This is a genomic window from Domibacillus indicus, from assembly GCF_023715895.1.
Classification (GTDB): domain Bacteria; phylum Bacillota; class Bacilli; order Bacillales; family Domibacillaceae; genus Domibacillus; species Domibacillus indicus_A.
Genome location: NZ_JAMBOO010000003.1, coordinates 309,678 through 333,012, shown reverse-complemented (window position 1 = coordinate 333,012; position 23,335 = coordinate 309,678). Strand labels below are relative to the sequence as shown.

27 protein-coding genes are annotated in these 23,335 nt (G+C 46.0%); 25 read left to right on the top strand and 2 right to left on the bottom strand.

The features are described 5' to 3' along the window. Positions 1–29: 29 nt before the first annotated feature. The 14 genes from spoIIM to M3221_RS07925 all read left to right on the top strand — a co-directional run bounded on the left by spoIIM (position 30) and on the right by M3221_RS07925 (position 11,729). A complete protein-coding gene (gene spoIIM / locus M3221_RS07995) occupies positions 30–659 on the top strand; it encodes a stage II sporulation protein M (RefSeq protein WP_251270965.1) in 630 nt (209 codons plus the stop codon). A gap of 55 nt (positions 660–714) precedes the next feature. Then, complete coding sequence (fur, locus tag M3221_RS07990) at positions 715–1,200, top strand: ferric iron uptake transcriptional regulator (protein WP_242233560.1); 486 nt, start codon at positions 715–717, stop codon at positions 1,198–1,200. Positions 1,201–1,251: 51 nt separating this feature from the next. Then, a complete protein-coding gene (xerD, locus tag M3221_RS07985; protein ID WP_251270964.1) occupies positions 1,252–2,142 on the top strand; it encodes a site-specific tyrosine recombinase XerD in 891 nt (296 codons plus the stop codon). 151 nt (positions 2,143–2,293) lie between these two features. Continuing rightward, a complete protein-coding gene (gene deoB / locus M3221_RS07980) occupies positions 2,294–3,475 on the top strand; it encodes a phosphopentomutase (RefSeq protein ID WP_251270963.1) in 1,182 nt (393 codons plus the stop codon). Next, positions 3,472–4,287 (top strand): purine-nucleoside phosphorylase, encoded by an 816-nt coding sequence (locus M3221_RS07975; protein ID WP_251270962.1) that lies wholly within the window; start codon positions 3,472–3,474, stop codon positions 4,285–4,287. The genes deoB and M3221_RS07975 overlap by 4 nt, the downstream gene beginning before the upstream one ends. Positions 4,288–4,302: 15 nt before the next feature. Continuing rightward, positions 4,303–5,607 carry a pyrimidine-nucleoside phosphorylase gene (locus tag M3221_RS07970; RefSeq protein ID WP_251270961.1) on the top strand — a complete coding sequence of 435 codons (1,305 nt, stop codon included), beginning with the start codon at positions 4,303–4,305 and terminating at the stop codon, positions 5,605–5,607. Between the two features lie 119 nt (positions 5,608–5,726). After that, a complete protein-coding gene (gene spoIIAA / locus M3221_RS07965) occupies positions 5,727–6,089 on the top strand; it encodes an anti-sigma F factor antagonist (RefSeq protein ID WP_242233565.1) in 363 nt (120 codons plus the stop codon). Continuing rightward, positions 6,074–6,514: an anti-sigma F factor gene (gene spoIIAB / locus M3221_RS07960; protein WP_251270960.1), complete on the top strand. Its 441-nt coding sequence runs from the start codon at positions 6,074–6,076 to the stop codon at positions 6,512–6,514. The genes spoIIAA and spoIIAB overlap by 16 nt, the downstream gene beginning before the upstream one ends. 18 nt (positions 6,515–6,532) lie before the next feature. After that, positions 6,533–7,270, top strand: coding sequence for an RNA polymerase sporulation sigma factor SigF (gene sigF / locus M3221_RS07955; RefSeq protein WP_251270959.1), 738 nt, complete (start codon positions 6,533–6,535; stop codon positions 7,268–7,270). Positions 7,271–7,310: 40 nt separating this feature from the next. Further along, positions 7,311–7,907, top strand: coding sequence for a stage V sporulation protein AA (locus M3221_RS26265; protein WP_285879585.1), 597 nt, complete (start codon positions 7,311–7,313; stop codon positions 7,905–7,907). Between the two features lies 1 nt (position 7,908). Then, on the top strand, positions 7,909–8,325 hold the full coding sequence (locus M3221_RS07940) for a stage V sporulation protein AB (RefSeq protein ID WP_251270958.1): 417 nt from the start codon (positions 7,909–7,911) through the stop codon (positions 8,323–8,325). Between the two features lie 14 nt (positions 8,326–8,339). Further along, positions 8,340–9,755, top strand: a complete 1,416-nt coding sequence (locus M3221_RS07935) for a spore germination protein (protein WP_251270957.1) — start codon at positions 8,340–8,342, stop codon at positions 9,753–9,755. A 106-nt stretch (positions 9,756–9,861) separates the two neighbouring features. After that, entirely contained in the window at positions 9,862–11,181 is a 1,320-nt protein-coding gene (gene lysA / locus M3221_RS07930; protein ID WP_251270956.1) for a diaminopimelate decarboxylase, read from the top strand. A 194-nt stretch (positions 11,182–11,375) separates the two neighbouring features. Continuing rightward, a complete protein-coding gene (locus M3221_RS07925; RefSeq protein ID WP_251270955.1) occupies positions 11,376–11,729 on the top strand; it encodes a GNAT family N-acetyltransferase in 354 nt (117 codons plus the stop codon). 7 nt (positions 11,730–11,736) lie between these two features. Here the strand turns inward: M3221_RS07925 and M3221_RS07920 are convergent, their stop codons facing one another. Then, the gene (locus tag M3221_RS07920) at positions 11,737–12,252 is read right to left on the bottom strand and encodes a DUF309 domain-containing protein (RefSeq protein WP_251270954.1); all 516 of its coding nucleotides are present in this window, start codon (positions 12,250–12,252) and stop codon (positions 11,737–11,739) included. Between the two features lie 144 nt (positions 12,253–12,396). On the opposite strand from M3221_RS07920, the gene M3221_RS07915 reads away from it, so the two are divergent. From M3221_RS07915 to M3221_RS07865, 11 genes are all read left to right on the top strand, one after another. Next, complete coding sequence (locus M3221_RS07915; RefSeq protein WP_251270953.1) at positions 12,397–13,125, top strand: segregation/condensation protein A; 729 nt, start codon at positions 12,397–12,399, stop codon at positions 13,123–13,125. After that, the gene (gene scpB / locus M3221_RS07910; RefSeq protein ID WP_251270952.1) at positions 13,122–13,694 is read left to right on the top strand and encodes an SMC-Scp complex subunit ScpB; all 573 of its coding nucleotides are present in this window, start codon (positions 13,122–13,124) and stop codon (positions 13,692–13,694) included. The genes M3221_RS07915 and scpB overlap by 4 nt, the downstream gene beginning before the upstream one ends. 54 nt (positions 13,695–13,748) lie before the next feature. Beyond that, positions 13,749–14,804, top strand: a complete 1,056-nt coding sequence (locus tag M3221_RS07905; RefSeq protein ID WP_251270951.1) for a D-alanyl-D-alanine carboxypeptidase family protein — start codon at positions 13,749–13,751, stop codon at positions 14,802–14,804. Further along, complete coding sequence (locus M3221_RS07900) at positions 14,798–15,379, top strand: nucleoside recognition domain-containing protein (RefSeq protein WP_251270950.1); 582 nt, start codon at positions 14,798–14,800, stop codon at positions 15,377–15,379. Before M3221_RS07905 ends, M3221_RS07900 begins: the two co-directional genes overlap by 7 nt. Next, a complete protein-coding gene (locus tag M3221_RS07895) occupies positions 15,379–15,888 on the top strand; it encodes a spore maturation protein (protein ID WP_242233576.1) in 510 nt (169 codons plus the stop codon). The genes M3221_RS07900 and M3221_RS07895 overlap by 1 nt, the downstream gene beginning before the upstream one ends. Before the next feature lie 251 nt (positions 15,889–16,139). Continuing rightward, positions 16,140–16,871: a pseudouridine synthase gene (locus M3221_RS07890; RefSeq protein WP_251270949.1), complete on the top strand. Its 732-nt coding sequence runs from the start codon at positions 16,140–16,142 to the stop codon at positions 16,869–16,871. Positions 16,872–16,990: 119 nt separating this feature from the next. Further along, positions 16,991–17,527: a thiol-disulfide oxidoreductase ResA gene (gene resA / locus M3221_RS07885; protein WP_251270948.1), complete on the top strand. Its 537-nt coding sequence runs from the start codon at positions 16,991–16,993 to the stop codon at positions 17,525–17,527. 13 nt (positions 17,528–17,540) lie between these two features. Continuing rightward, on the top strand, positions 17,541–19,157 hold the full coding sequence (gene resB, locus M3221_RS07880; RefSeq protein ID WP_251270947.1) for a cytochrome c biogenesis protein ResB: 1,617 nt from the start codon (positions 17,541–17,543) through the stop codon (positions 19,155–19,157). Positions 19,158–19,172: 15 nt separating this feature from the next. Continuing rightward, on the top strand, positions 19,173–20,360 hold the full coding sequence (ccsB, locus tag M3221_RS07875) for a c-type cytochrome biogenesis protein CcsB (protein WP_251270946.1): 1,188 nt from the start codon (positions 19,173–19,175) through the stop codon (positions 20,358–20,360). Positions 20,361–20,440: 80 nt separating this feature from the next. Then, on the top strand, positions 20,441–21,157 hold the full coding sequence (locus tag M3221_RS07870; RefSeq protein ID WP_285879575.1) for a response regulator transcription factor: 717 nt from the start codon (positions 20,441–20,443) through the stop codon (positions 21,155–21,157). Continuing rightward, positions 21,154–22,932, top strand: coding sequence for an ATP-binding protein (locus M3221_RS07865; protein ID WP_251270945.1), 1,779 nt, complete (start codon positions 21,154–21,156; stop codon positions 22,930–22,932). Before M3221_RS07870 ends, M3221_RS07865 begins: the two co-directional genes overlap by 4 nt. A 105-nt stretch (positions 22,933–23,037) precedes the next feature. On the opposite strand, the gene M3221_RS07860 is transcribed toward M3221_RS07865, so the two are convergent. Next, complete coding sequence (locus M3221_RS07860) at positions 23,038–23,286, bottom strand: ferredoxin (protein WP_242233583.1); 249 nt, start codon at positions 23,284–23,286, stop codon at positions 23,038–23,040. Positions 23,287–23,335: the final 49 nt, after the last annotated feature.

Genomic DNA, 23,335 nt, shown 5'->3' with positions numbered 1-23,335 from the left:
AGTGCGAAAAGAGAGGGGGGCCTCCATTTATGTGGACTGCCATCATCGAACACATTCAAAAAAGAGCCGCACTATATTTGTTTTCAGCCGTATTGTTTATGACGGGAACAGCATTCGGAGCCATTACAGTCAACAGCATGGAACCGGTGCAGAAATCGGAGCTGTACACGTATGTAAAAGAGTTTTTCGGCCAGTCTTCGTCTGGAACTGTTGCCAACCCGACTGATCTTTTTGTGGAGAGCTTAATTCATAACATAAAGTTTACAGGGGCGATGTGGGTCGCCGGCATTTCGATTATCGGACTGCCGCTTATTTTTATTCTTCTTTTTATTAAAGGAGCTGTAACAGGGTTTTCTGTTGGCTTTCTTATCCAGCAAATGAAATGGGACGGGCTCTTTCTATCGCTTCTGGCCATTTTGCCGCAAAATCTGATTCTCATTCCCGTTTTTCTTTTTACCGCTGTGATGTCGGCATCCTGCTCGATCCGTCTCGTGCAAAAAATTACAACCCGGCAGACAATGCCTCTTCCGGTTACCAAAAGTGTTTTTTCTTATATAGGGTACGCTGCAGCAGGAGCGGCGGCTATTTTGCTTGCGTCTTTAACAGAGGCGTTTATTTCAAGCCAATTTATGAATATTCTCGTAAATAAATTCTTTTGATTCATTGATGCCTTTTGTTATAATAGGGAATACATCGGCGAGGGAGGGAACAAATATGGAAAGCCGGATTGACCGAATAAAAAAACAGCTGCATGCGGCAAGCTACAAATTAACACCGCAGCGTGAAGCTACTGTGCGTGTTCTTCTTGAGCATGAAGAGGACCACTTAAGTGCTGAAGACGTGTACCTCCTCGTTAAAGAAAAAGCTCCTGAAATTGGGTTGGCCACAGTCTACAGAACGCTTGAATTACTAAACGAACTTAAAGTTGTTGATAAAATAAATTTTGGAGATGGTGTCTCCCGCTATGATCTTCGTCAGGAAGGCGCTGCGCACTTTCACCACCATCTTGTTTGCATCGAGTGTGGAGCAGTGGATGAAATTCAAGAAGATTTGCTTGATGATGTGGAAGCCATTGTGGAAAGCAGATGGAATTTTAAAATTAAAGACCACCGCTTAACTTTCCACGGTATTTGCAGCAGATGCCATTCAAAGCAGCAGGAAGATGAGCAGGAAGATTTAGAAAAGCAGCATGTAGAATAAAACCTTTCGATCCAAGTCGAAAGGTTTTTTTATCATGAAGGAGGCAGGCAGATGAATGACTATGTAAATGATTTCCTGCATTTTTCACTTGTAGAAAAAGGACTTTCTGATAATACCATTTCAGCATACCGGCGTGATCTTCGCTATTATACAGAATACATAGAAAAAGTAGAGCAAGTGAAAATACCGGATATCACCCGGCTGCATATTTTGCATTTTTTAGAGCAGCTGAGGGATCAGGGAAAGTCATCGAAGACGATTGCACGCCATATTTCCACGATCCGCTCTTTTCATCACTTTTTAATTCAAGACCGGATTAGTACGCATGATCCGACACATCATATTGAAACACCAAAGTCGGGCCGTACGCTTCCAAAAGTGTTAAATATGGATGAAACGGAAGCACTGCTCGCAGCACCGGATACTACGACGCCTCTTGGCATGCGGGATAAAGCAATGATTGAACTGATGTATGCATCGGGACTGCGGGTCAGTGAATTAACGGCTTTAAACAAAGAAGACGTTCATTTAACAATGGGATTTGTGCGCTGTACAGGAAAAGGCGGCAAGGAAAGAATTATCCCGGCCGGCAGTCATGCACTAGGCGCCATTGAACGATACTTGCAGGAGGGCCGCCCCAAGCTTGTATCACCGAAGCGGCGCGATGAAGCTTTGTTTTTGAATCATTATGGACAGCGGCTGACGCGGCAGGGGTTTTGGAAGGTGATTAAAGCGATGGCGAAAAAAGCCACCATTGAAAAAGAGCTTACGCCTCATACGATTCGTCACTCGTTTGCGACCCACCTGCTTGAAAACGGAGCGGATCTGCGGGCTGTCCAGGAAATGCTCGGCCATGCCGATATCTCGACCACGCAGATCTACACACATGTAACGAAAACAAGACTAAAAGATGTATACAGCCAGTTTCATCCCCGCGCCTGAAGAAGGTCAGGCGCTTTTTGTTTTTTATAATGAAATGGATTATACTAGAAACGAGAAGTCAGACTTCTGACAATTACCAGGCAAAGCATGATTTATCCGGCAGTCTGGGTAAAAATAAAGAAGAATGTGATTAGAAGGGAGAAGCGGCCAGATGAATCATTCATTTAAACGGATTCACTTAATCGTTCTCGACTCAGTAGGTATTGGGGAAGCACCGGATGCTTCTGCTTTTGGAGACGAGGGCGCTGATACGCTTGGGCATATTGCCGAAAAAATGAACGGGCTCAATATGCCGAATATGGCAGCGCTTGGCTTGTCGAATATTAAAGAAATTCAAGGTATCCCAAAAGCGGACCATCCGGCGGCTTTTTGGACGAAAATGCAGGAAGCATCAAACGGAAAAGACACTATGACAGGACACTGGGAAATCATGGGGCTGCGTATCGATACGCCTTTCCAGGTGTTTCCGGATGGGTTTCCTGCTTCACTGATTGAAGAATTGGAAGAAAAATCAGGGCGCAAAATTATCGGAAACAAGCCGGCCAGCGGTACCGAAATTTTAGATGAGCTTGGAGAAGAGCATATGAAAACCGGGGCCCTGATCGTGTATACATCAGCAGATTCCGTTTTGCAAATTGCTGCTCACGAGGACATCGTGCCACTTGATGAGCTGTATCGTATCTGTGAAACGGCGCGTGAAATGACCAAAACCGGTGATTATATGGTCGGCCGCGTGATTGCCCGCCCGTTTGTCGGCGAACCAGGGCAGTTTAAACGAACGGCTAACCGGCATGACTATGCACTGAAGCCATTTGGCCGCACGGTCATGAATGAATTGAAGGATGCCGGATTAGATGTAATTGCAGTAGGGAAAATTTCTGATATTTATGACGGGGAAGGCGTTACCGAAGCCATTCGAACTGTATCAAACATGGATGGAATGGATAAGTTTATTCAAACGGCGGAAAAAGACTTTACCGGCTTGTCTTTTTTGAACCTGGTTGACTTTGACGCTCTTTTTGGACACCGCCGGGACCCAGAGGGTTATGGCAAGGCGCTCGAGGAATTTGATGCGCGGCTGCCAGAGCTTTTAGAAAAACTGACTGAACAGGATCTGCTTATTTTAACGGCGGACCATGGCAATGACCCTGTTCATCATGGAACCGATCATACACGCGAATTTGTACCGCTGCTCGTTTATTCAAAAGCGTTTGCCGAAGGCCGCGAGCTGCCTCTTCGCAAAACATTTGCGGATGTTGGCGCATCGGTTGCGGGCAACTTTAATGTCAAAATGCCAGAGCACGGAAATAGTTTTATGGGGGAATTAACATGAACATTCAACATATTGAAGAAGCTGCCGGATTTTTAAAAGAAAAACTAAATGTCACACCAGAAATCGGATTGATTTTAGGATCTGGTCTCGGCGTATTGGCGGACGAAGTGGAGAACGCTGTTTCGATTCCATATGAAACCATTCCACACTTCCCGGTTTCAACAGTAGAAGGCCACGCCGGAGAACTTGTCATTGGAACTTTATCCGGAAAAACGGTTGCAGCAATGAAAGGACGCTTCCATTATTATGAAGGTTATTCATTTCAAGAAGTGACATTTCCCGTACGCGTGATGAAAGCACTTGGCATCGAAACAATTATCGTGACGAATGCAGCGGGCGGCGTAAATGAATCGTTTGAGCCGGGCGACTTAATGCTCATATCAGATCATTTAAATTTAATGGGCGGAAACCCGCTGATCGGCAAAAATGATTCACGTCTTGGCGTTCGTTTTCCGGATATGTCCGTTGCTTACAGCCGGGAACTAAGAGAACTGGCAAAAAAAGCAGCGGAGCAGATTGGCTTGAACGTTCGAGAGGGCGTTTATGCAGGCAATACGGGTCCAGTTTATGAAACACCGGCCGAAGTGCGTATGGCACGTGTTCTCGGCGCGGATGCGGTCGGCATGTCTACAGTGCCGGAAGTGATTGCAGCCCGTCACAGCGGCATGAATGTACTCGGTATTTCCTGTATTTCCAACATGGCAGCTGGTATTTTAGACCAGCCTCTGGCACATGACGAAGTAATTGAAACAACAGAAAAAGTACGCGCGGAATTTCTTGCTTACGTGAAGGAGATTGTTCAATCTTTGTAAAGGTGTGATGGATGAATGAGAATGGTGGACGTAATTCATAAAAAGCGTAACGGACAGACACTGACAGACGAGGAAATTCAATTTTTTGTTCAAGGTTATACAAAAGGCGAAATTCCGGATTATCAGGCATCTGCTTTTATGATGGCGATTTATTTTCAAGGAATGACCCCGCAGGAAACGGCTGTTTTAACAAAAGCGATGGTTGATTCAGGTGAAACGATTGATTTGTCTGGCATTAAAGGCCATAAAGTTGATAAGCACTCAACAGGCGGAGTCGGAGATAAAGTCACATTTATTGTCGGGCCGCTTGTTGCTTCAGCAGGTGTACCGGTAGCAAAAATGTCCGGCCGCGGCCTTGGCCATACCGGGGGCACGCTTGATAAGCTCGAAGCGATAGCGGGCCTTCAAATTGAAATGTCCAAAGAGCAGTTTATTGATAATGTGAATAAACATAAGCTTGCTGTTGCCGGCCAGACCGGAAATCTCGCTCCAGCCGACAAAAAGCTATACGCTCTGCGTGATGTAACAGCAACAGTCGAAGCCATTCCGCTGATTGCCGGCTCCATCATGAGTAAAAAGCTTGCGTCTGGTGCAGACAGTATTGTATTAGATGTAAAAACAGGGTCTGGTGCGTTTATGAAAACGCTGGAGGACTCCGAGGCTTTAGCAAAAGAAATGGTCGCCATCGGCAATAACCTTGGCCGCAGAACGGTTGCGATTATTAGTGATATGAATCAGCCGCTCGGATTTGAAGTCGGCAATGCCAATGAAATCAAGGAAGCGGCGGCCATTTTGCAAGGGGAGAACGTAGAAGACCTCAGGACCCTCTCGCTTGAAATTGCTTCTCATATGACAGTGCTGGCCGGTGCGTTCAGCGATTACAAAGAAGCACGTGATGCACTTGAGGCGAATCTGGAAAATGGCAAAGCATTCGAAGTATTCCGCCAGTTTGTGATCGCTCAAGGCGGCGATGTAGGCATGATTGATGATCCTGCCAAGCTTCCGCAGGCCGCTTTTCACATTGAGGTTGAATCAGAGCAAGAAGGCTTCGTAGCTGAAATTGACGCAGAATCCATTGGGATAGCCGCTATGTATTTAGGGGCGGGACGTGCAACAAAAGACGATCAAATCAATCATGCTGTCGGTATTACATTAAAGAAAAAAATTGGTGACTTCGTTCAAAAAGGAGAGGTACTCGTTACGCTCCACGCGGATAACGCCACACCAAAAGACTCCATTGAAAAAGTAAAGCAGGCATATCGTTTTTCGAATGAAAAAGTGGAACGGCCGACGCTTATTCATAAAGTGATCAGGGACTGACAAATGTCAGTCTCTTTTTTTGTCGAAAATTAAGAGCTTTTTTCTAGTTTTGGTAAGGGGGAGGAAAATGACTCCTTGAAAAAGAATTGAACATATCAGCATGTAAAGGAGGAATGACGATGGTAACCATGAAAGCAGAAGCGAAAGGAAAAGTTCTCATTATTCGATTAACGGGAGAGCTCGACCACTACTATTCCGAGCAGGTTAAGGAATTTACAGAGCAGCAAATTGACAGCCATCAAACGCAGCACTTGATTTGGAACTTGTCGGGTCTGCCTTTCATGGACAGCTCAGGTCTTGGAGTGATTTTAGGGCGCTATCGCCAGGTAAATGAAATGGGCGGCAGTGTGACCGTTTGTGGATTGAATACACAGGTGAAACGCCTGTTTCAGCTTTCGGGGCTGTTTAAGATTATGTATGTCGATCAAACTGAAGAAGAAGCGCTGGGGAGATTGGAGGAATCTTCATGCAAAACACAATGACGATCTCATTTAACGCACTGGGAGAAAACGAAGCATTTTCGCGGGTAGCCGTTGCTTCTTTTGCAGCAAAACTCAATCCGACTGTAGACGATTTAGCAGAATTAAAAACAGCTGTTTCAGAAGCGGTTACAAACGCTATTATCCATGGATATGACAGTAATCCAGCGGGAATTGTTTATATAAGCGCCACCATTGAGGACGGAGAAATCGACGTGATTATCCGCGATGAAGGACGCGGAATCGGAAATATTGAAGAAGCGAAGGAACCTCTTTTTACAACAAAGCCTGAAATGGAAAGAGCCGGTATGGGCTTTACCATTATGGAGCATTTCACCGACCTCCTGGAAGTGGAATCGAGCACATCTTCGGGTACAGTCGTTCGCTTTAGAAAGCGGCTGGCGGGAAAGCGTGTTAACTGTGTTTAAGGAAAGAGCGGATTTCTTATGAAGCAGGCTGTACAGTTAACCGATGGTGAAGTCAAGGAGCTGATTCGGCAAAGCCAGGAGGGCGACGTGGAAGCGCGCAATAAGCTGGTTGAGTGGAATACCCGGCTCGTCTGGTCGGTGGTGCATCGATTTTTAAATCGTGGTCACGAGTCAGAAGATTTATTTCAAATCGGCTGTATTGGTTTAATTAAATGTATTGACAAGTTTGATCTTTCCTATAACGTTAAGTTTTCAACATACGCGGTTCCGATGATTATCGGTGAGATTCAGCGGTTTTTGCGTGATGACGGGGAAGTAAAGGTGAGCAGGCGCTTAAAGGAAACAGCCGGGAAAATGAGGCGTGAACGTGAAGCGTTTATTGTAGAAAGCGGACGCCCTCCGACTGTACAGGAACTGGCCGGAAAGCTTGGTATATCGATGGAGGAAGCGATGATGGCCCAAGAATCTTCCCGGCGGCCGGCTTCTATTCATGAAACCGTTTATGAAAATGAAGGAGAACCTATTACGCTGCTTGACCAGCTTGCAGCACCAGAGGCCAAGTGGTTTGATTCATTGGTTGTAAAAGAAGCCATAGAAAAGCTGCCTGAGCGGGAACAGCTTATCGTATTTCTTCGTTTTTTCAAAGACTGCACGCAGTCGGAAACTGCAAACAGACTCGGGATTTCCCAGGTTCAAGTATCAAGACTTGAAAAACAGATTATTAAAAGCCTGCGGTCAGATATGAATAAAACCTAGTCGGCACGGGGAAACTTCGTAAAAAGCGGAGGTGCTTGCTATGGGTCAAATCGTGTACATCACCTTAAAGCGCCATGTTCGCCTCGACGAACGGCGCATTTCTTTTTTTGATGTGGCTGAAGCCGAAGTCGACCAGGAAGCAAAGCCCATTTTAGAAAAACTGATTGTGAAAACGGCAAAGCCATCATCAGGCAATGTAGTCATTGTAACGATTTTAGATGTTGTGAAAGCATTAAAAACGGTTTTTCCTGATGCGCAAACGGTGATCACAGGCGATACAGAAACGATTGTCAGTCTGCAGCCTGTACGTGCACGAGCCCCGCTTTGGAAAATAGCATTTGTCTGGCTTGTGCTGTTTACAGGTGCTGCACTGACCATTATGAATTTTCATGAGGACGTATCTATGCAGAAAGTGCATGCAATTTTATATGAAAAAATAACAGGCATTAAAAATGAAAACCCGCTTATGCTTCAAATTCCTTATTCTATAGGGCTGGGGCTCGGGATGATTTTATTTTTTAATCGGCTGTGGCAAAAAAGACTCAATGAAGAGCCGGGCCCGCTTGATTTAGAAATGTTTAAGTATGAGGAAGACATCAATGCCTATCTGGCAGCCAATGAAAAGGAAAAGCCGTAGCATGGCGACGCTTTTTGTTTTGTTTTTAGGTCTAGCAGGCGGATTGGCTACAGGTGCCGGGTATGTGGCGTTTATTTCAGTCCTTGGTGTGATCCCGAGGCTGATGTCAGCTACGAAAACACAGCCGTATATTCACTTGTACGAGCTTTCACTGGTGCTTGGTGTACTTACAGGAACACTTCTGCATATTTTTAATACGCATTTTCACTGGCCATCTGTTACAACTGCCTTTATCGGTTTATTCAGCGGCTTGTTTATCGGCATGGGTGCGGCTGCCCTGACTGAAGTACTGAATGTGTTTCCTATACTAGCCAGGAGAGTAGGGGTTTTTGCCGAGGTGAACATGCTGATGATGGCTGTGGCGCTTGGCAAGATAACAGGCTCGCTTATTCAATGGATTTTACTTTCACCGATGTAAAAGGAGGCAGCACGATGATTTCGCCAGAAGAAATGGATGTTTACTTAGAAAAAGAAGCAGGGCTTGGTAAAAGTTTTGATACCGGCATAAGAAGGCTGACAGTAGCAGGGGAGCCGCTCCATATTTATTTCGTTAACGGGCTTTGTGAAACACGGTTTATTATCGAAATTATGGAATCATTGATTGCGCTTGAAAAAAAGGAGGGGAAAACGACTGCTGCCCTTGTTAAAGAGCATCTTGTCCATCAGGCAGTCGAAGAAGTCACGGATCCATCAAAGCTGCCGGCTGCGATCATGTCGGGACTGATTGGTATTTCAGTACCGGGAACGGCGTTTATCATTGATGTAAGAAGTTATCCAGGACGGCAGCCGGCAGAGCCTGATACAGAAAAAGTCGTGCGCGGCTCCCGTGACGGTTTTGTGGAAAATATCATCGTGAACACCGCTCTTACGCGAAGAAGAATTCGTGATGGCCGGCTTCGGTTTGAAATAATGAGAGCGGGAAGTGTTTCGCAAATGGATATTGCGGTCGGCTACATGGAAGGTGTAGCTTCCGATGAATTGGTTGAGCGGGTTAAGAAAGAAGTCACTTCTATTAAAACAGCCGGGCTCCCTATGGCAGATAAAACAGTAGAAGAATTTTTAATTAAACAGCACTATAACCCCTACCCTCTTGTTCGTTATACTGAACGAGCGGATATTGCCGCCGCCCATTTAATTGAAGGGCATGTCCTCCTTTACACCGATACGTCACCAGCGGTTATGATCATGCCGGCTACTTTTCTGCAGCATATGCAGCATGCGGAAGAATACAGGCAGCTTCCGGCAGCAGGCACATTTATCCGTCTGCTTCGTTTTGTCGGTTTATGGATGTCCTTATTTCTGCTGCCGCTCTGGTATCTGTTCGCTGCTTATCCCGCCATGCTTCCTGAAGCGCTTTGGTTTATCGGTCCACGTGAAACAACAGAAATCCCCCTTGTTTTACAAATCTTTATTGCCGATCTTGGCATAGAGTGGCTGCGAGTTGCTGCCATTCATACGCCGCAGCCGCTTTCAACTGCTATGGGGCTTGTTGCTGCCGTGTTAATTGGACAAATGGCTATTGATACGGGGCTTTTTGTGCCTGAGGTAATATTGTATACAGCACTTGCAGCTATTGGCACGTTTTCTACACCCAGCTATGAGCTGGGGCTGGCGAATAAATTGACACGCCTTTTTATTCTGGCAGGAACGGCCCTGTTTGGTCCAATTGGATTTGTTGTGTCGGTTATGCTTGTGTTTGTATATCTCGTTCGTTTAAAACCGTTTGGAGCTCCTTATCTATGGCCGCTGATTCCCTTTGACGCTTCATCGCTCTGGACAATCCTCATTAGACGGCAGGCACCGGAGCAAACCGGAACTCCAGAAATCAACCGAACTGATTTACGGTAAATAGGAATATTTCGTGTATTGAGCGAGGGGTGAATGTATGATATAGTACTTTTATTCTCATGCCGGGTAAAAGGCATAAAGACAATAGAACGGGGCGATTATGCATATGCACACATATGGGACAGCAGCTGTGAATGACCGCGGACATTTAGAAATTGGCGGTGTTGACGTAGTAGAAGCGGCAGCTCAATTCGGCACACCGCTTTATTTATATGACGTAGCGCTTATTCGTGAGCGTGCAAGAGGATTTAAAGAAACATTTGATAAATTGGGAGTCAAAGCGCAGGTGGCGTATGCGAGCAAGGCATTTGCTTCGATAGCCATGATGCAGCTGGCCGAACAGGAAGGACTTTCGCTTGATGTTGTATCGGGCGGGGAATTATATACAGCAAAAAGAGCCGGGTTTCCGGTAGAGCGAATTCATTTTCATGGAAACAACAAAAGCCGTGAAGAAATCGAAATGGCTTTTGAAGCAGGGATTGGCTGTATGGTAGTCGATAACTTCCATGAATTAGAGCTTATTGGCGAAATCAGTGAAGCCCGCAGTCAAGTGATGGATATTCTGCTTCGCATTACGCCGGGTATTGAAGCTCATACGCATGATTACATTTTAACGGGTCAGGAAGATTCAAAGTTTGGCTTTGATTTAAATAATGGACAAGCGGAAGAAGCATTGAAACTGGCACTTGAGAAGCCATTTATCCACGTATTAGGCCTTCACTGCCATATTGGATCGCAAATTTTTGAAACAACCGGCTTTATTTTGGCAGCCGAGAAAATTATCGGAAAATTGGCTGATTGGCAGCATCGTCTCGAATTTGAAGCGAAAGTATTAAACCTTGGCGGCGGTTTTGGTATCCGTTATACCGCTGAGGATGATCCGCTTAAACCAGCCGCTTATGTAGAAGAGATTATCAGCAAAGTGCAAAGTGAAACAAAAAAATATGGAATGAGTATGCCTGAAATTTGGATTGAACCGGGCCGTTCCCTTGTGGGTGACGCAGGTGTGACAATTTATAAAACAGGTTCAGTGAAAGATGTGCCGAATGTGCGCAAATATTTAGCTGTGGATGGCGGCATGAGTGATAATATCCGCCCTGCTTTATATGAAGCGAAATACGAAGCGGTACTCGCAAACCGTGTAAACGACCCGGTTGAAGAAACGGTATCGATTGCCGGAAAATGCTGTGAATCCGGTGATATGCTCATTTGGGATCTGCCGCTTCCAAAAGCAGAAGCCGGGGATTTGCTCGCGATGTTCTGTACGGGCGCTTATGGGTATTCCATGGCGAATAACTACAACCGTATTCCGCGTCCGCCAGTTGTATTTGCCGAAAATGGCGAGGCGAGACTGGTCATTCGTCGTGAGACATTTGATGATTTAGTGAAATTAGACTTGCCGCTTGGGCTGCCGCAGACAAACTAATTGGAGCAGGCATTATGAAAAACAATGTTGTTTTGCTCCTTTTATTCACTGTGCTGGCACTGGGGTGGGGACTGTATTACTGGTTTTTTATTGCGGGTTAACATCGCCTCTTGCGGTCGGGCTTTAGATTTAGTAAGATAAAGTACGTGGCGATATCAAGCAGGTAAATCCTGCTAATTGAAGAGGGATTTTAAATGCTGATTCGATATAAAAAGTCGTTTAAAAAAATTGCAATGGGCTTGCTTTCCTACATGCCTCGCGAAAAAGAGCTGCGGACGCTGACCGAAACGATGGAAAGCTACGAAGCAGATGACAGCAGACAGCTGTTTCTTTGGAAAGAGGACGAGGACATTGTAGGAGTGGTTGGTGTAGCCGTCAGCGATACAAGAGCTGAGATATTGCACATAGCGGTCAATCCGTCTTTTCGCGATGAAGGAATTGGAACGGAAATGATTGCCGCTGTAACAAAATTATTTTCGGACCGGACTGTTGCGCCAAGCGAAGCAACGAACCGATTTTTTGAAAAGTGTACGAAAGAAAGCCGGTAAAGGACGATTATCTCGTCACCTTACCGGCTTTTTTCAATGCGATTGCGGCTGTGCGGGCATCCAATACGTCCGTACGGTCACGCAGTTTGTGTTTGTTGAGTAGAAATTGTTCATTGGATTCCGGCTCAAAAGCAGCAGTAAACTGCTTCAATTCATTTTGAAGCAGTGGATCCGCAATCGGAATCTCAATTGGCTCAAAAGGAACATCGGCCTTTACATCGTCTGCCGCCTGCTCAATCAGGAGAAGAAAGTGCTCAGGATCAACACCGAGCTCCCTCAGAGCTTCCTGGCGGCGGATCAAGCAGGAGATTGATTTTTGGGCCATGCGGAGTGCGCCGGCTTTGTTTCCGCGCCGGTAATGATAAAGGAAAACAGCACACTGGATAAAGCCAACCCAGACGGAATCACGTGTTCCATCTACTTTTTTCCAATATTCTTCTAGCAGCTCGTGGCATTCAAAATAATCACGGTCAATATGAAAATGTGCCAAAAAAGCCAGGTAAGGCACTGGATATGAATACATTCGGTTTCCCCCAGTTCAAGTGGTTGAATCGAAGTAAGCGTATCATGATTTAATTCTTTTCTCAATAGCAGCCGTCTGAATACGCTGATGGCCAGCGGAAGGGAATAGAATGTAAAAAATGCAAGAAGTACAGGGGAGCAACCAATGGAATATAAAGTGAAAATTGATTCTTTTGAAGGGCCGCTTGATTTGCTGCTTCACTTGATCCAGCAGCTTGAAATAGACATATACGATATTCCTGTATCGGAAATCACCAATCAATACTTATTGTATGTGAATACAATGCAGCAGCTTGAACTTGATGTAGCCAGTGAATATTTAGTGATGGCCGCTACATTAATTGCCATGAAAAGCCGTTCACTGCTGCCGGATCATTCGGCAGAAGAAGAAGATTTTATAGAAGAAGAAGATCCGAGAGAAGAGCTGGCCCGCCGGTTAATCGAGTATAAAAAGTATAAAGAGGCAGCCGGCCGTCTTCATGAGCTTGAGGAAGAGCGGACAAAACTTTTTTCAAGACCGCCCGCAGACCAGCTTTTTTCATCTAATGAAGAAGGGCCGCTCAATGTGTCCCTTTTTGATATGCTCGGCGCTTTTCAGAAAATGGCCCGCCGTAAAAAGCTGGCTGTGCCGCCACGAGCGACGGTCCGCCGGGAAGAGCTTTCAGTGGAAAAAAGAATGGAGCTGCTCAAAGAAAAGCTGAGGCTGTCAAAAGAGCCCATTCTTTTTGATGACTTGTTTGACTCTCATGAACGGAACGAGCTTGTGGTTAGTTTTTTAGCCATTTTAGAGCTGATGAAGCAAAATGAAATTGTTGTTTCACAAGAAGGAAATTTTGCTGACTTATATGTAACGGCTGGAGGAAATAAAGGATGAAACATAACAGCATTATAGAAAGCCTGCTGTTTGCAGCAGGAGACGAAGGTCTGACAGCGGAGCAAATCGCCGAGGTCATGGACTTGCCGGTGCAGGAGGTCAAAGGCATTCTTCAATCGATGGAGGAAGCTTTGAAACAAGATGAAGCGAGGGGAACAGTGATCACCGCATTCGGTGACGAATACCGGATGATGACGAAAAAAGAAAATGCAGCTTTTATTCAAAAGCTCGCTGAAAAGCCATCACCGAAAACACTGTCTCAGGCAGCATTAGAAACGCTTGCCATTATTGCTTACAATCAGCCGGTTACACGCATCGAAGTGGAAGAAATCCGGGGAGTGAAAACAGAGCGTCCCATTGCCACCTTGTGCGCGCGGGGGCTCATTGAAGAAGCTGGCCGTGCAGATGCCCCGGGCCGGCCTATTTTGTATGCGACTACTGCTGAATTTTTAGACGCTTTTCAGCTTAAAAGCATCAAGGATCTGCCGCCGCTTGAAGAGGGCGATGGATCCATGCAGCAGGAAGCCGACTTGTTTTTCGGCCGATTCGAAGAAGCCCTTGAGGATTAGTCATGCTCGTCTTTCTTTTTTCATATAGTAGTGAAAAAAGAAAGGAGCGGACTGATGAAAAAAAAGAGGCTGTTCGCTTTCATCCTGCTCCTGGCACTTTCTGTTATGCCGACAGCTGCAAGAGCAGAACCATCTCTTTCTGCTCAAAATGCCGTGCTGATGGACATGGAAAGCGGGCGGGTTTTAGCCCAAAAAGAGGCACATGTGCGCCGGCCGATTGCGAGCATTACCAAAATTATGACCGCGCTGCTTGCAGTAGAATCCGGACGGCTGGATGAAACAGTGGCCATCAGCGATCGCGCCCGTCAAGTAGAAGGGTCTAGTCTTTACTTGGAAAAAGGGGACAAGATGAAACTGGAGGAACTTGTATACGGATTAATGCTTCGTTCTGGAAATGATGCTGCCATGGCAATCAGTGAATACGTTGGCGGCACACCAGAAAAGTTTGCCGCTTTAATGAACAAAAAAGCGAAAGAGATCGGAATGAAGAACACTTCTTTTATGAACCCGCATGGACTGCACGATCCGGCCCACTATTCAAGCGCTTATGATATGGCTCTTTTAACATCAGAAGCGATGAAAAACAGTACGTACCGGAAAATTGTTTCAACTGATTTGTACAAAACAAAAAGCAAACCGATTCGTGTTTGGGAAAATAAACACCGGCTTGTCCGGAGCGGAGGCATCATTACGGGAGGCAAAACAGGCTTTACGAAAAAGGCAGGCCGTACACTGGTCACAACAGCCAAAAAGGATGGCATGTCTTTAGCGGTCGTGACACTGAATGCACCGGATGACTGGATTGACCATACTTCTCTTTTTGATTATGGCTTCCATTCGTACAGCCCAACCATGATTGTCGGCAAAACGCCTTTTACTGTTCCAGGAGAAAAACAGCTGTATTATGCCAAAAAACAGGTCCGCTATCCCATGACGCCTGACGAAAAAAAGTCTGCTTACATTCGGCTGGTCATAGGGTCTGGCCAAACTGGAAAAGCAGAGTTATGGATCGGGAACGAAAAACAAACATCAATCACGGTTTATAAAACAAAAGAACGGGCAGACCCTTCTCTATGGGCAAAGCTGAAAAAGGAGCTGATGGCATGGTAAGCATTGCTTTTGCTTTTTTAATCCTGGCCGGGTTTCTTTTTGCAGCCATTAACGGAACGATGGCCGAGGTGAATGAGGCCTTGTTCGCGTCCATGGGGCAGTCCATTGAATTGGCGATTTCACTCGCCGGAATTCTTTTGTTTTGGACGGGCGTGATGAAAACAGCGGAAGCCGCTGGTATGGTAAAAGGACTGGCGGATGCAGTCCAGCCGCTTTTAGCCCGGCTTTTCCCGGAAATACCGGATGGACATGTTGTATTTGGCTATATTGCCTCGAATATGGCCGCCAATTTTTTTGGACTCGGTAATGCAGCCACACCGATCGGTCTTAAAGCGATGCGGGAGCTGAAAAAGCTGAGCGGGGACGAGGACAAAGCAAGCCGCTCGATGATTACCTTTTTAGCGCTTAATACAGCGGCGATTACGCTTATCCCTACCACTGTGATCGCTATTGGAATGAAAAATGGAGCATCAGATCCAACGGATATTATTATACCGGCCCTGGCTGCGACCATTTTGTCTTTTTTCTTTGCCATTGTGCTTGACCGTTACTACGCTTTTAGAAGGAGACGATAATGGCTGTTTGGCTTGTGCCGGCTATTGTAGCAGTGGTAATTGGCGTAGGGATCTTTAAAAAAGTAAACATTTACGAAACACTGACAGACGGAGCAAAAGAAGGCATGCAGACATGGGTGTCCATCGTTCCGCATCTTGTCATTATGATGGCGGCTGTGACGATATTCCGCGCTTCCGGTGCTGCCGGTGAGCTGGCCTCATGGCTCGCGCCGCTGCTTTCGCTGGTCGGTATTCCAGCTGATGTGGTCCCCCTGGCCCTTATGCGTCCGATTTCCGGCACGGCGACACTAGCCATGCTGGATCAGATTATGCAGGAGCATGGAGCAGATTCGTACATTGCAAAGCTGGCAGCGATTATGCAGGGCAGCACTGACACCACTCTTTATGTGCTGGCTGTCTACTTCGGGGCTGTCGGAATCAAGAAAACCGGTGATGCTTTGAAAATTGGCCTGCTTGCGGATGCGGCTGCGTTTTTCTTTTCCGTTCTTGCAGCAACCTGGCTCCTGTAGCCAGGTTTTTTTGCATTATACACACAGAACACAAGCCGCTTTTGCATAAAAGCTTTCGGAGTGTGGCAGTGTTAAAGCAAGGCAGGCAGCCCGTTATCCAAGATTTGTTAGAGCTGAAAGAATTTTATTGTAACCGGATGGTATAACTTGCTTAAAGGCGTTTTTAATGCGTTTTTTTGTTTTCTTTTCCTTTTTGAATATTTGTGCCATAATGCTTAATGGACGAAAAGACAATTATAGAGGTGAAATAGATGGAACGATTGCAAAAAGTAATTGCGCAGGCGGGAATCGCATCGCGCAGAAAAGCGGAACAGCTTATTCTGGAAGGGAAAGTAACGGTTAACGGAAAGAAAATAACCGAGCTCGGCACAAAAGTTGGATTAAACGATGATGTGCGGGTAGAAGGCGTGCCGCTTGAGCGGGAAAGAAAAGTGTATTACTTGTTTTATAAGCCGCGCGGTGTTATTTCAGCCGTAACAGATGATAAAGGAAGAAAAACGGTTGTGGACTTTTTCCCTGGAGTAGAGGAACGCATTTTTCCGGTGGGGCGTCTTGACTACGATACATCGGGGCTTTTGCTGCTCACAAATGATGGTGAATTTGCCAACTTAATGACACACCCGCGCTATGAAATGGATAAAACCTATATTGCCAAAACAGAAGGCATCGTGCAGCGCCATTTATTAAAACGGCTTATGAGCGGTATCAAATTAGAGGACGGAATGACGGCGCCGGCAAAAATAAAAGAGCTGTCAATTGACCGAAAGAAAAACCGTTCCCTGCTCGAAATTACCATTCACGAAGGACGCAACCGGCAAGTACGCCGCATGTTTGAAGCGATCGGGCATCCGGTGCAAAAGCTTCGCCGGGATCGTTTTGCTCATCTGACGCTGCATGGCTTAAATGCGGGTGAATATCGCGAGCTGACGGCCCATGAGGTGAAACAGCTGCGTACGCTGGCTGAAACAGGTTCTCTCCGCTAGTCATAAAAATGTCACATTTAAAGATTGAAGCCGTTTTCTTTTTACAGCAAAAAATAATGATATAATAAGTATAGTGTTTATTCCTGCCCGCGTAGTGAAACGGGCCTGGAGGCTGTCAAATGGAGAAAAAGAAAAAACGACTCGTTATACGAACCGCTATTTTAGCGGTTTTGGCTGGACTGGTTATGTATACGCTTTATACGAACTTAACGAAAGAATCCCGCGGCAGTCTGGAAGAAGGGGATAGGGCTCCGGATTTCGTGCTGAGGGATGTAAACGGTCAAACGCATCAGCTTTCCGACTACGAAGGAAAAGGCGTGTTTTTGAACTTCTGGGGTACTTGGTGCGAACCGTGCAAAAAAGAAATGCCGTATATGGAAAAACTGGCAAAAGAGTATGAAGGCCAGGTAGAGATTTTAGCGGTAAATGTAGGCGAATCGGATTTTCAAGTTGAAAACTTCGCCAAACAGTACGGTTTAACATTCCCAATCGCGATTGATGAGGGAAAAGAAGTGATGGATACGTACGGGGTTGACCCGCTTCCGACAACATTTATGATTAAGCCGGATGGCACGATTGAGCAAATTGTCATCGGCGGCCTTGTTCAGGAAGATCAGCTGCGTGCACTGTTTGAACGGGTAAAACCATCATCGTAAAGGGAGTTTTTGTATGGGGAAAGTGAAGTGTGAATGCGGCCGTCTAAACCCGGCCGGTACGATTTTATGTGAATCGTGCGGGCGTGCATTGACGGAAAAAGCAAAGCAGGACAAGCTTGTGGACATGCGCTATGAGGGAAGCGCACGCCGTTCACAAACCTATAACAAAACACTGATTGATAAAGTCTGGAATTTCTTTTCCTCCGTAAAAGTAGGCATCTGGATTATTGTGCTGCTGCTCGTAGCGGCTTCATTCGGCACCATCCTGCCGCAGGAGTTTTACATTCCATCCAACGTTTCTGCTGAGACTTATTATGAGGATGTATACGGCACATTCGGTAAGCTCTATTACATGATCGGTTTTCATGATTTATATAATTCCGTCTGGTTTAGCGCGCTTGTTGCCGCGCTCGGCGTGTCGCTTGTGATTGCCAGCCTCGACCGCGTGGTTCCCTTGTATCGTGCACTGAAAAACCAGCGCGTCGACCGGCATGAAACGTTTATGAAAAAGCAGCGCCTTTTTGCTCAGCGGGAGGGTAAGCTTGAGCCTGCAGAGTGGGAAAAAATAAAAGAAGCCCTGATAAAAAAGAGATATAACGTCCGCACAGAAAACGGGGCTCTTTTAGCAGAGAAAAATCGCTTTACAAGATGGGGGCCTTATGTGAATCACGTTGGGCTCATTATTTTTCTGCTTGGTGCGCTTCTTCGTTCGGTGCCCGGAATGTATGTAGATGAGCTGCTTTGGATTCGAGAAGGAGAAACCCTTCAAGTTCCCGGCACAAACGGAGAATATTATGTGGAAAATAACGGGTTTACTCTCCAAAATTACAAAGCAGGGGAAGACCCGGAAGTATTTAATGAAGCGATTGACCGCGTTGGAACCGTTGCAAAAAATTATCAGACGGATGCCGTATTGTACCGAAATAAAAACAATGAGCTGCCCGGGGCGGAGCCCGAGCTGACAAAGGTGCAGGAGGACTCAATCCAAGTCAATCAGCCAATGAAGTTCGGCCAGTTTGCCGTTTATCAAACGAGCTTCCGTCAGGATGAGATGAAAGCTATGCACTTTGCCCTTACAAACAAAGAAACGGGCGAAGAGTTCGGGGAAGTGGTCATTGATTTGTTTGACCAGCAGGCCGAGTATGACCTTGGCGGCGGATATAAAGTGGAACTGCTTGGCTATTATCCAGATTTTGATGGATTTACAAAAGAAGGGGAACCGACCTCAAAATCACCGCTGCCGAACAATCCGGCATTTTTATTTAATATGATTACACCAGAGACGCCAGATGGAGAAGTGAGCTTTGCCCAAATCCGTAATACAATGGAGCCACTTGGTGAAACAACGTTTAAAATGGCGTTTAAGAGCCTGGACACCCGGGATGTTTCAGCCCTGACCATTCGCAAAGACTTAACGCTTCCTATTCTGGCAGCGGGCGGCATTATTTTCATGATCGGTGTGATTCAAGGCTCGTATTGGAATCATCGCCGTCTGTGGATTCGTGAAAAGAACGGCCAGGTATATGCAGCAGGCCATACAAATAAAAACTGGCATGGCCTGAAACGGGAAATTCATTCGGTTTTGGAAGGGACAAGCGTTCCGGAGCCGGAAGACAGACAAAAGGAGTAAGGGGGCACACGTTGTATGGTCCATTTAGCGGATGCGAGCAGCACGCTGCTTGAAGCGGCTTTTTTCTTTTATTTAGCTGCAACCTTTCTTTTTGGCGGGTCGATCCGTCAAAAAGGTCTTCGTGAAGGAGAAGCGCTGAATCGGTGGGGCAGGCTTGGCATTACCGTAACCATCATTGGGTTCGCGGCACAGCTGGGATACTTTTTTACAAGATGGGCGGCGGCAGGTCATGCACCGGTCAGTAATTTATTTGAATTCACCACTTTCTTCGGGATGATGATTGTGGGCGCCTTTATTTTGCTTTTTTTTATTTACAAAACAACGGTGCTTGGTTTGTTTGCACTGCCGGTGGCGATTATTATTATTGCCTATGCCAGCATGTTTCCAAGAGAAATTAATCCTCTTATTCCAGCACTGCAAAGTCATTGGCTGGCGATTCACGTAACAACGGCGGCAGCGGGGCAGGGAATACTGTCCATCAGCTTTATTGCAGGGATGATTTTTCTCGTGAAAAATATTGATCAGACAACAAGCACGAAAAAAACAAAATGGCTGGAAGCTGTCATGTTTTTTATCGTTTCAGTAATTGCGTTTATTTTGCTTACTACCGGTTTTGCCATGGCGGATTACAAAGCAGAATTTGAGTATGTCAATAAGGAAGAGCAGGCAGCCAAGCAGGAATTTACCCTGCCGGCGTTTGTAGGGCCGAATGAAGGTGCTCTTCTCACAAAAGAAAAAATGGAGCCAGTCGTCCATGTGCCGGCGTTTATTAATGCGAAAAAGCTGAATACCGTAATTTGGTCGCTTGCCGGCGGTATTGTCTTATATGTGCTGATTCGCTTGATCACCCGAAAACGGGTGGCTGCTTCTTTACAGCCGCTTGTTCGACAGGTAAGCTCGGATTTACTGGATGAAATCAGTTACCGGTCTGTTTTAATTGGTTTTCCGGTGTTTGCACTCGGTGCACTTATTTTCGCCATGATCTGGGCACAGATTGCCTGGACGCGCTTTTGGGGCTGGGACCCAAAAGAAGTATGGGCGCTTATTACCTTTTTGTTCTATGCCGCTTTTTTGCATTTGCGTTTGTCCAAAGGCTGGCATGGAGAGAAATCAGCCTGGCTTGCTGTTGTAGGCTTTGGCATTATTATGTTTAATCTTGTAGCGGTGAACCTTGTGATTGCAGGGCTTCACTCTTACGCATAAGAAATTTAGCCCTTGCCTTTGGCGGGGCTCTTTTTTTGTATTATAATAGTAGATAATGTGCGTATGGGAGGGAATGTTTTTTGGAAAAAGAAATGAGCATTTTAGTCGTAGATGATGAAGAGCGTATTCGCAGACTGCTGCGGATGTATCTTGAACGAGAAAACTATGCCATCGATGAAGCGGAAAATGGAGAAGAAGCGCTTGAAAAAGCACTTCAAAACGACTATGACTGCATTTTGCTTGATCTGATGATGCCGGGTAAAGACGGCATTGAGGTATGCCGCGAGCTGCGTGTAACAAAAGCTACTCCGGTAATTATGCTGACGGCAAAAGGAGAAGAAGCAAACCGTGTTCAAGGCTTTGAGGTTGGCACGGATGATTATATTGTGAAGCCGTTCAGTCCCCGCGAAGTTGTGCTGCGGGTGAAAGCGCTCCTGCGCCGGTCCTCTCCAACCACTTATTTACATACGGACACAAAGTCAAAAGACTTGATTGTTTACAACCATTTAACGATCGATAACGATGCGCACCGGGTAACAGCCGATAATGCAGAAGTGAGTTTAACGCCTAAAGAATATGAGCTTCTTTATTTTCTGGCAAAAGCCCCGGATAAAGTATTCGACCGTGAGCATTTATTAAAGGAAGTATGGCATTATGAATTTTTTGGCGATTTAAGAACAGTCGACACCCACGTAAAGCGTCTGCGTGAAAAACTGAGTAAAGTCTCGGAAGAAGCAGCTAAAATGATTGTGACGGTTTGGGGCGTCGGATATAAATTCGAGGTTGGAAATGAATGAAGATATGGAGAAGCGTTGTCGGGAAGCTATGGATCACCATCCTGCTTCTCGTTTCCTTTGTACTAGCTTTTTTAACGATTTTACTGCTGGAGTTCTTTGAGACGTACAATATTGCTCAAGTAGAACAGCAGCTTGAAAATACGGCCGAAAAAATTGCCACGGTTATTCAAAATTACGGTGATGAAGAAACGAGGCTGGAAGTGGCCTGGGAGCTTGTAGATGAACCGGCCCATATTGTCATTGCCGAAAATGAACAAACCTTTCATTTCTCCCCGCTTGAAGAGGAAGAGTCCAGAATCAGCCAGAGCATCATTACGGACAACCCTAATCTGGCAGCTGTTTTCGACGGTGAGGAAAAAGTAAAAGCTGAAATTAATACAGCTGCGGGAGCGGACGGGGATCGCCGCTTTGAAAATTCCTTTATTGTCGGAGTGCCTTTTAAGCTGACAAATGGTGAGACAGGCGCGGTATTTATTTATCAGTCTCTTGAAGTGATGAAAGAAACGACGGAACAGACAACGAAGCTCATTCTGATTGCGGCCGGGATCGCCATTATTTTAACAACCGTGTTTGCGTTTTTTCTTTCCAGCCGTGTTACCGCACCGCTTCGTTCTATGCGTACAGCCGCTACCGAGCTGTCCCAGGGGCATTTTGATACGAAGGTTCCGATTTTAACAAATGATGAAATTGGAGCACTTGCGACTGCTTTTAACCGAATGGCTTATCAGCTGAAAGGAAACATTCATGCACTCAATCAAGAAAAAGAACAGCTGTCGAGCATTTTAAGCTCCATGGCAGACGGTGTGATTACGCTCGATCAGGATGGAGCAGTGTTAATTAAGAACCCGCCGGCCCGGCAGTTTTTGCATGACTGGAATTTTGAAAAAAAAGCACTTGGAATCGAAGCGGAAACGCCGACACTACTGCAAAATTTATTTCAAGAAGCGGTCAAAACGGAAACGGAGCAGGAAGGCGAATTAACGATGCAGGGCCGTTCCTATGTCATGATTGTCAGCCCGCTTTATAATGACGATTCGGTGCGCGGAGCGGTTACGGTTGTGCGGGATATGACAGAAGAACGCCGCCTGGACAAACTGCGTGAGGACTTTATTGCCAACGTATCTCATGAGCTTCGGACCCCTATTTCGATGATGCAGGGCTACAGCGAGGCCATTGTAGATGATATTGCCGCAACCGAAGAGGAAAAACGGGAAATCGCCCAAATTATTCATGAAGAATCGCTTCGAATGGGCCGTCTCGTCAATGAACTGCTTGATCTTGCCCGCATGCAGGCAGGGCATATTACGCTTCATAAAACGGATACAGTGCTCGAACCATTTTTACAGCGTGTCACCAACAAGTTCCAAGGACTTGCGAAAGAAAAAAATATCGACCTTTCTGCACAAACGAATAAAGCAGAAACAAACGTAGCCATTGACGAAGACCGGATTGAGCAGGTGCTGACCAACTTGATTGACAACGCTCTTCGCCACACACCAGAGGGCGGACGGGTAACGGTTATGCATGAAATAAAGGAAAAGGTTCATCTTATTCAAGTTCAAGATTCCGGAGCGGGTATACCAGAGGAAGATCTGCCTTTTGTATTCGAGCGGTTTTACAAAGCCGATAAAGCCAGGACACGCGGAAGAAGCGGGACGGGGCTTGGGCTGTCGATTGCCAAAAACATTGTTCAGGCCCACGGCGGGACAATTAAAGTACAAAGCCGGCTTGGACATGGCACTGTTTTCTTTTTTACCCTTCCAAGGCAGTCATAACTGCCCAAGCTGTACTTTACGCCGTTTTCTCCATTTTCAAGCAAAGAAGAAAATGTCTGCGGTAATAAAAAATCCGGTTTCCATTTTAGGAACCGGATTTTTTATTTATTCGAATTTTAACGCGTCGCCTTCAAATGGCTCGTCGGCAATTTTAATTGAATCAGTCGGGCAGCCCTCGAACGCGTCCTGCATATCTTCTTCAAGAACGTCAGGGACAACAGCCGTTCCTTCATTATCGTCTAAAATAACGAATGCAATGCCTTCATCATCATAGTCATAGATATCAGGGGCTGCAGCTCCACAAGCGCCGCAAGCGATACATGTGTCTTTATCGACAATCGTATACTTCGCCAAAATGTAAACCTCCCATAAAATCAGTCAGTAAGCGTATGTGAAAACACTT

Excerpts from the sequence above, each read along its gene's own strand:
- M3221_RS07865 (WP_251270945.1), top strand. The coding sequence starts at position 21,154 with ATGAAGATATGGAGAAGCGTTGTCGGGAAGCTATGGATCACCATCCTG.
- M3221_RS07915 (WP_251270953.1), top strand. The coding sequence starts at position 12,397 with ATGGAATATAAAGTGAAAATTGATTCTTTTGAAGGGCCGCTTGATTTG.
- scpB (WP_251270952.1), top strand. The coding sequence starts at position 13,122 with ATGAAACATAACAGCATTATAGAAAGCCTGCTGTTTGCAGCAGGAGAC.
- fur (WP_242233560.1), top strand. The coding sequence starts at position 715 with ATGGAAAGCCGGATTGACCGAATAAAAAAACAGCTGCATGCGGCAAGC.
- M3221_RS07970 (WP_251270961.1), top strand. The coding sequence starts at position 4,303 with ATGAGAATGGTGGACGTAATTCATAAAAAGCGTAACGGACAGACACTG.
- spoIIAA (WP_242233565.1), top strand. The coding sequence starts at position 5,727 with ATGGTAACCATGAAAGCAGAAGCGAAAGGAAAAGTTCTCATTATTCGA.
- M3221_RS07905 (WP_251270951.1), top strand. The coding sequence starts at position 13,749 with ATGAAAAAAAAGAGGCTGTTCGCTTTCATCCTGCTCCTGGCACTTTCT.
- M3221_RS07975 (WP_251270962.1), top strand. The coding sequence starts at position 3,472 with ATGAACATTCAACATATTGAAGAAGCTGCCGGATTTTTAAAAGAAAAA.
- M3221_RS07895 (WP_242233576.1), top strand. The coding sequence starts at position 15,379 with ATGGCTGTTTGGCTTGTGCCGGCTATTGTAGCAGTGGTAATTGGCGTA.
- M3221_RS07940 (WP_251270958.1), top strand. The coding sequence starts at position 7,909 with ATGGCGACGCTTTTTGTTTTGTTTTTAGGTCTAGCAGGCGGATTGGCT.
- resA (WP_251270948.1), top strand. The coding sequence starts at position 16,991 with ATGGAGAAAAAGAAAAAACGACTCGTTATACGAACCGCTATTTTAGCG.
- xerD (WP_251270964.1), top strand. The coding sequence starts at position 1,252 with ATGAATGACTATGTAAATGATTTCCTGCATTTTTCACTTGTAGAAAAA.
- spoIIAB (WP_251270960.1), top strand. The coding sequence starts at position 6,074 with ATGCAAAACACAATGACGATCTCATTTAACGCACTGGGAGAAAACGAA.
- M3221_RS07900 (WP_251270950.1), top strand. The coding sequence starts at position 14,798 with ATGGTAAGCATTGCTTTTGCTTTTTTAATCCTGGCCGGGTTTCTTTTT.
- sigF (WP_251270959.1), top strand. The coding sequence starts at position 6,533 with ATGAAGCAGGCTGTACAGTTAACCGATGGTGAAGTCAAGGAGCTGATT.
- M3221_RS07890 (WP_251270949.1), top strand. The coding sequence starts at position 16,140 with ATGGAACGATTGCAAAAAGTAATTGCGCAGGCGGGAATCGCATCGCGC.
- M3221_RS07925 (WP_251270955.1), top strand. The coding sequence starts at position 11,376 with ATGCTGATTCGATATAAAAAGTCGTTTAAAAAAATTGCAATGGGCTTG.
- spoIIM (WP_251270965.1), top strand. The coding sequence starts at position 30 with ATGTGGACTGCCATCATCGAACACATTCAAAAAAGAGCCGCACTATAT.
- deoB (WP_251270963.1), top strand. The coding sequence starts at position 2,294 with ATGAATCATTCATTTAAACGGATTCACTTAATCGTTCTCGACTCAGTA.
- resB (WP_251270947.1), top strand. The coding sequence starts at position 17,541 with ATGGGGAAAGTGAAGTGTGAATGCGGCCGTCTAAACCCGGCCGGTACG.
- lysA (WP_251270956.1), top strand. The coding sequence starts at position 9,862 with ATGCACACATATGGGACAGCAGCTGTGAATGACCGCGGACATTTAGAA.
- M3221_RS26265 (WP_285879585.1), top strand. The coding sequence starts at position 7,311 with ATGGGTCAAATCGTGTACATCACCTTAAAGCGCCATGTTCGCCTCGAC.
- M3221_RS07935 (WP_251270957.1), top strand. The coding sequence starts at position 8,340 with ATGATTTCGCCAGAAGAAATGGATGTTTACTTAGAAAAAGAAGCAGGG.
- M3221_RS07920 (WP_251270954.1), bottom strand. The coding sequence starts at position 12,252 with ATGTATTCATATCCAGTGCCTTACCTGGCTTTTTTGGCACATTTTCAT.
- ccsB (WP_251270946.1), top strand. The coding sequence starts at position 19,173 with ATGGTCCATTTAGCGGATGCGAGCAGCACGCTGCTTGAAGCGGCTTTT.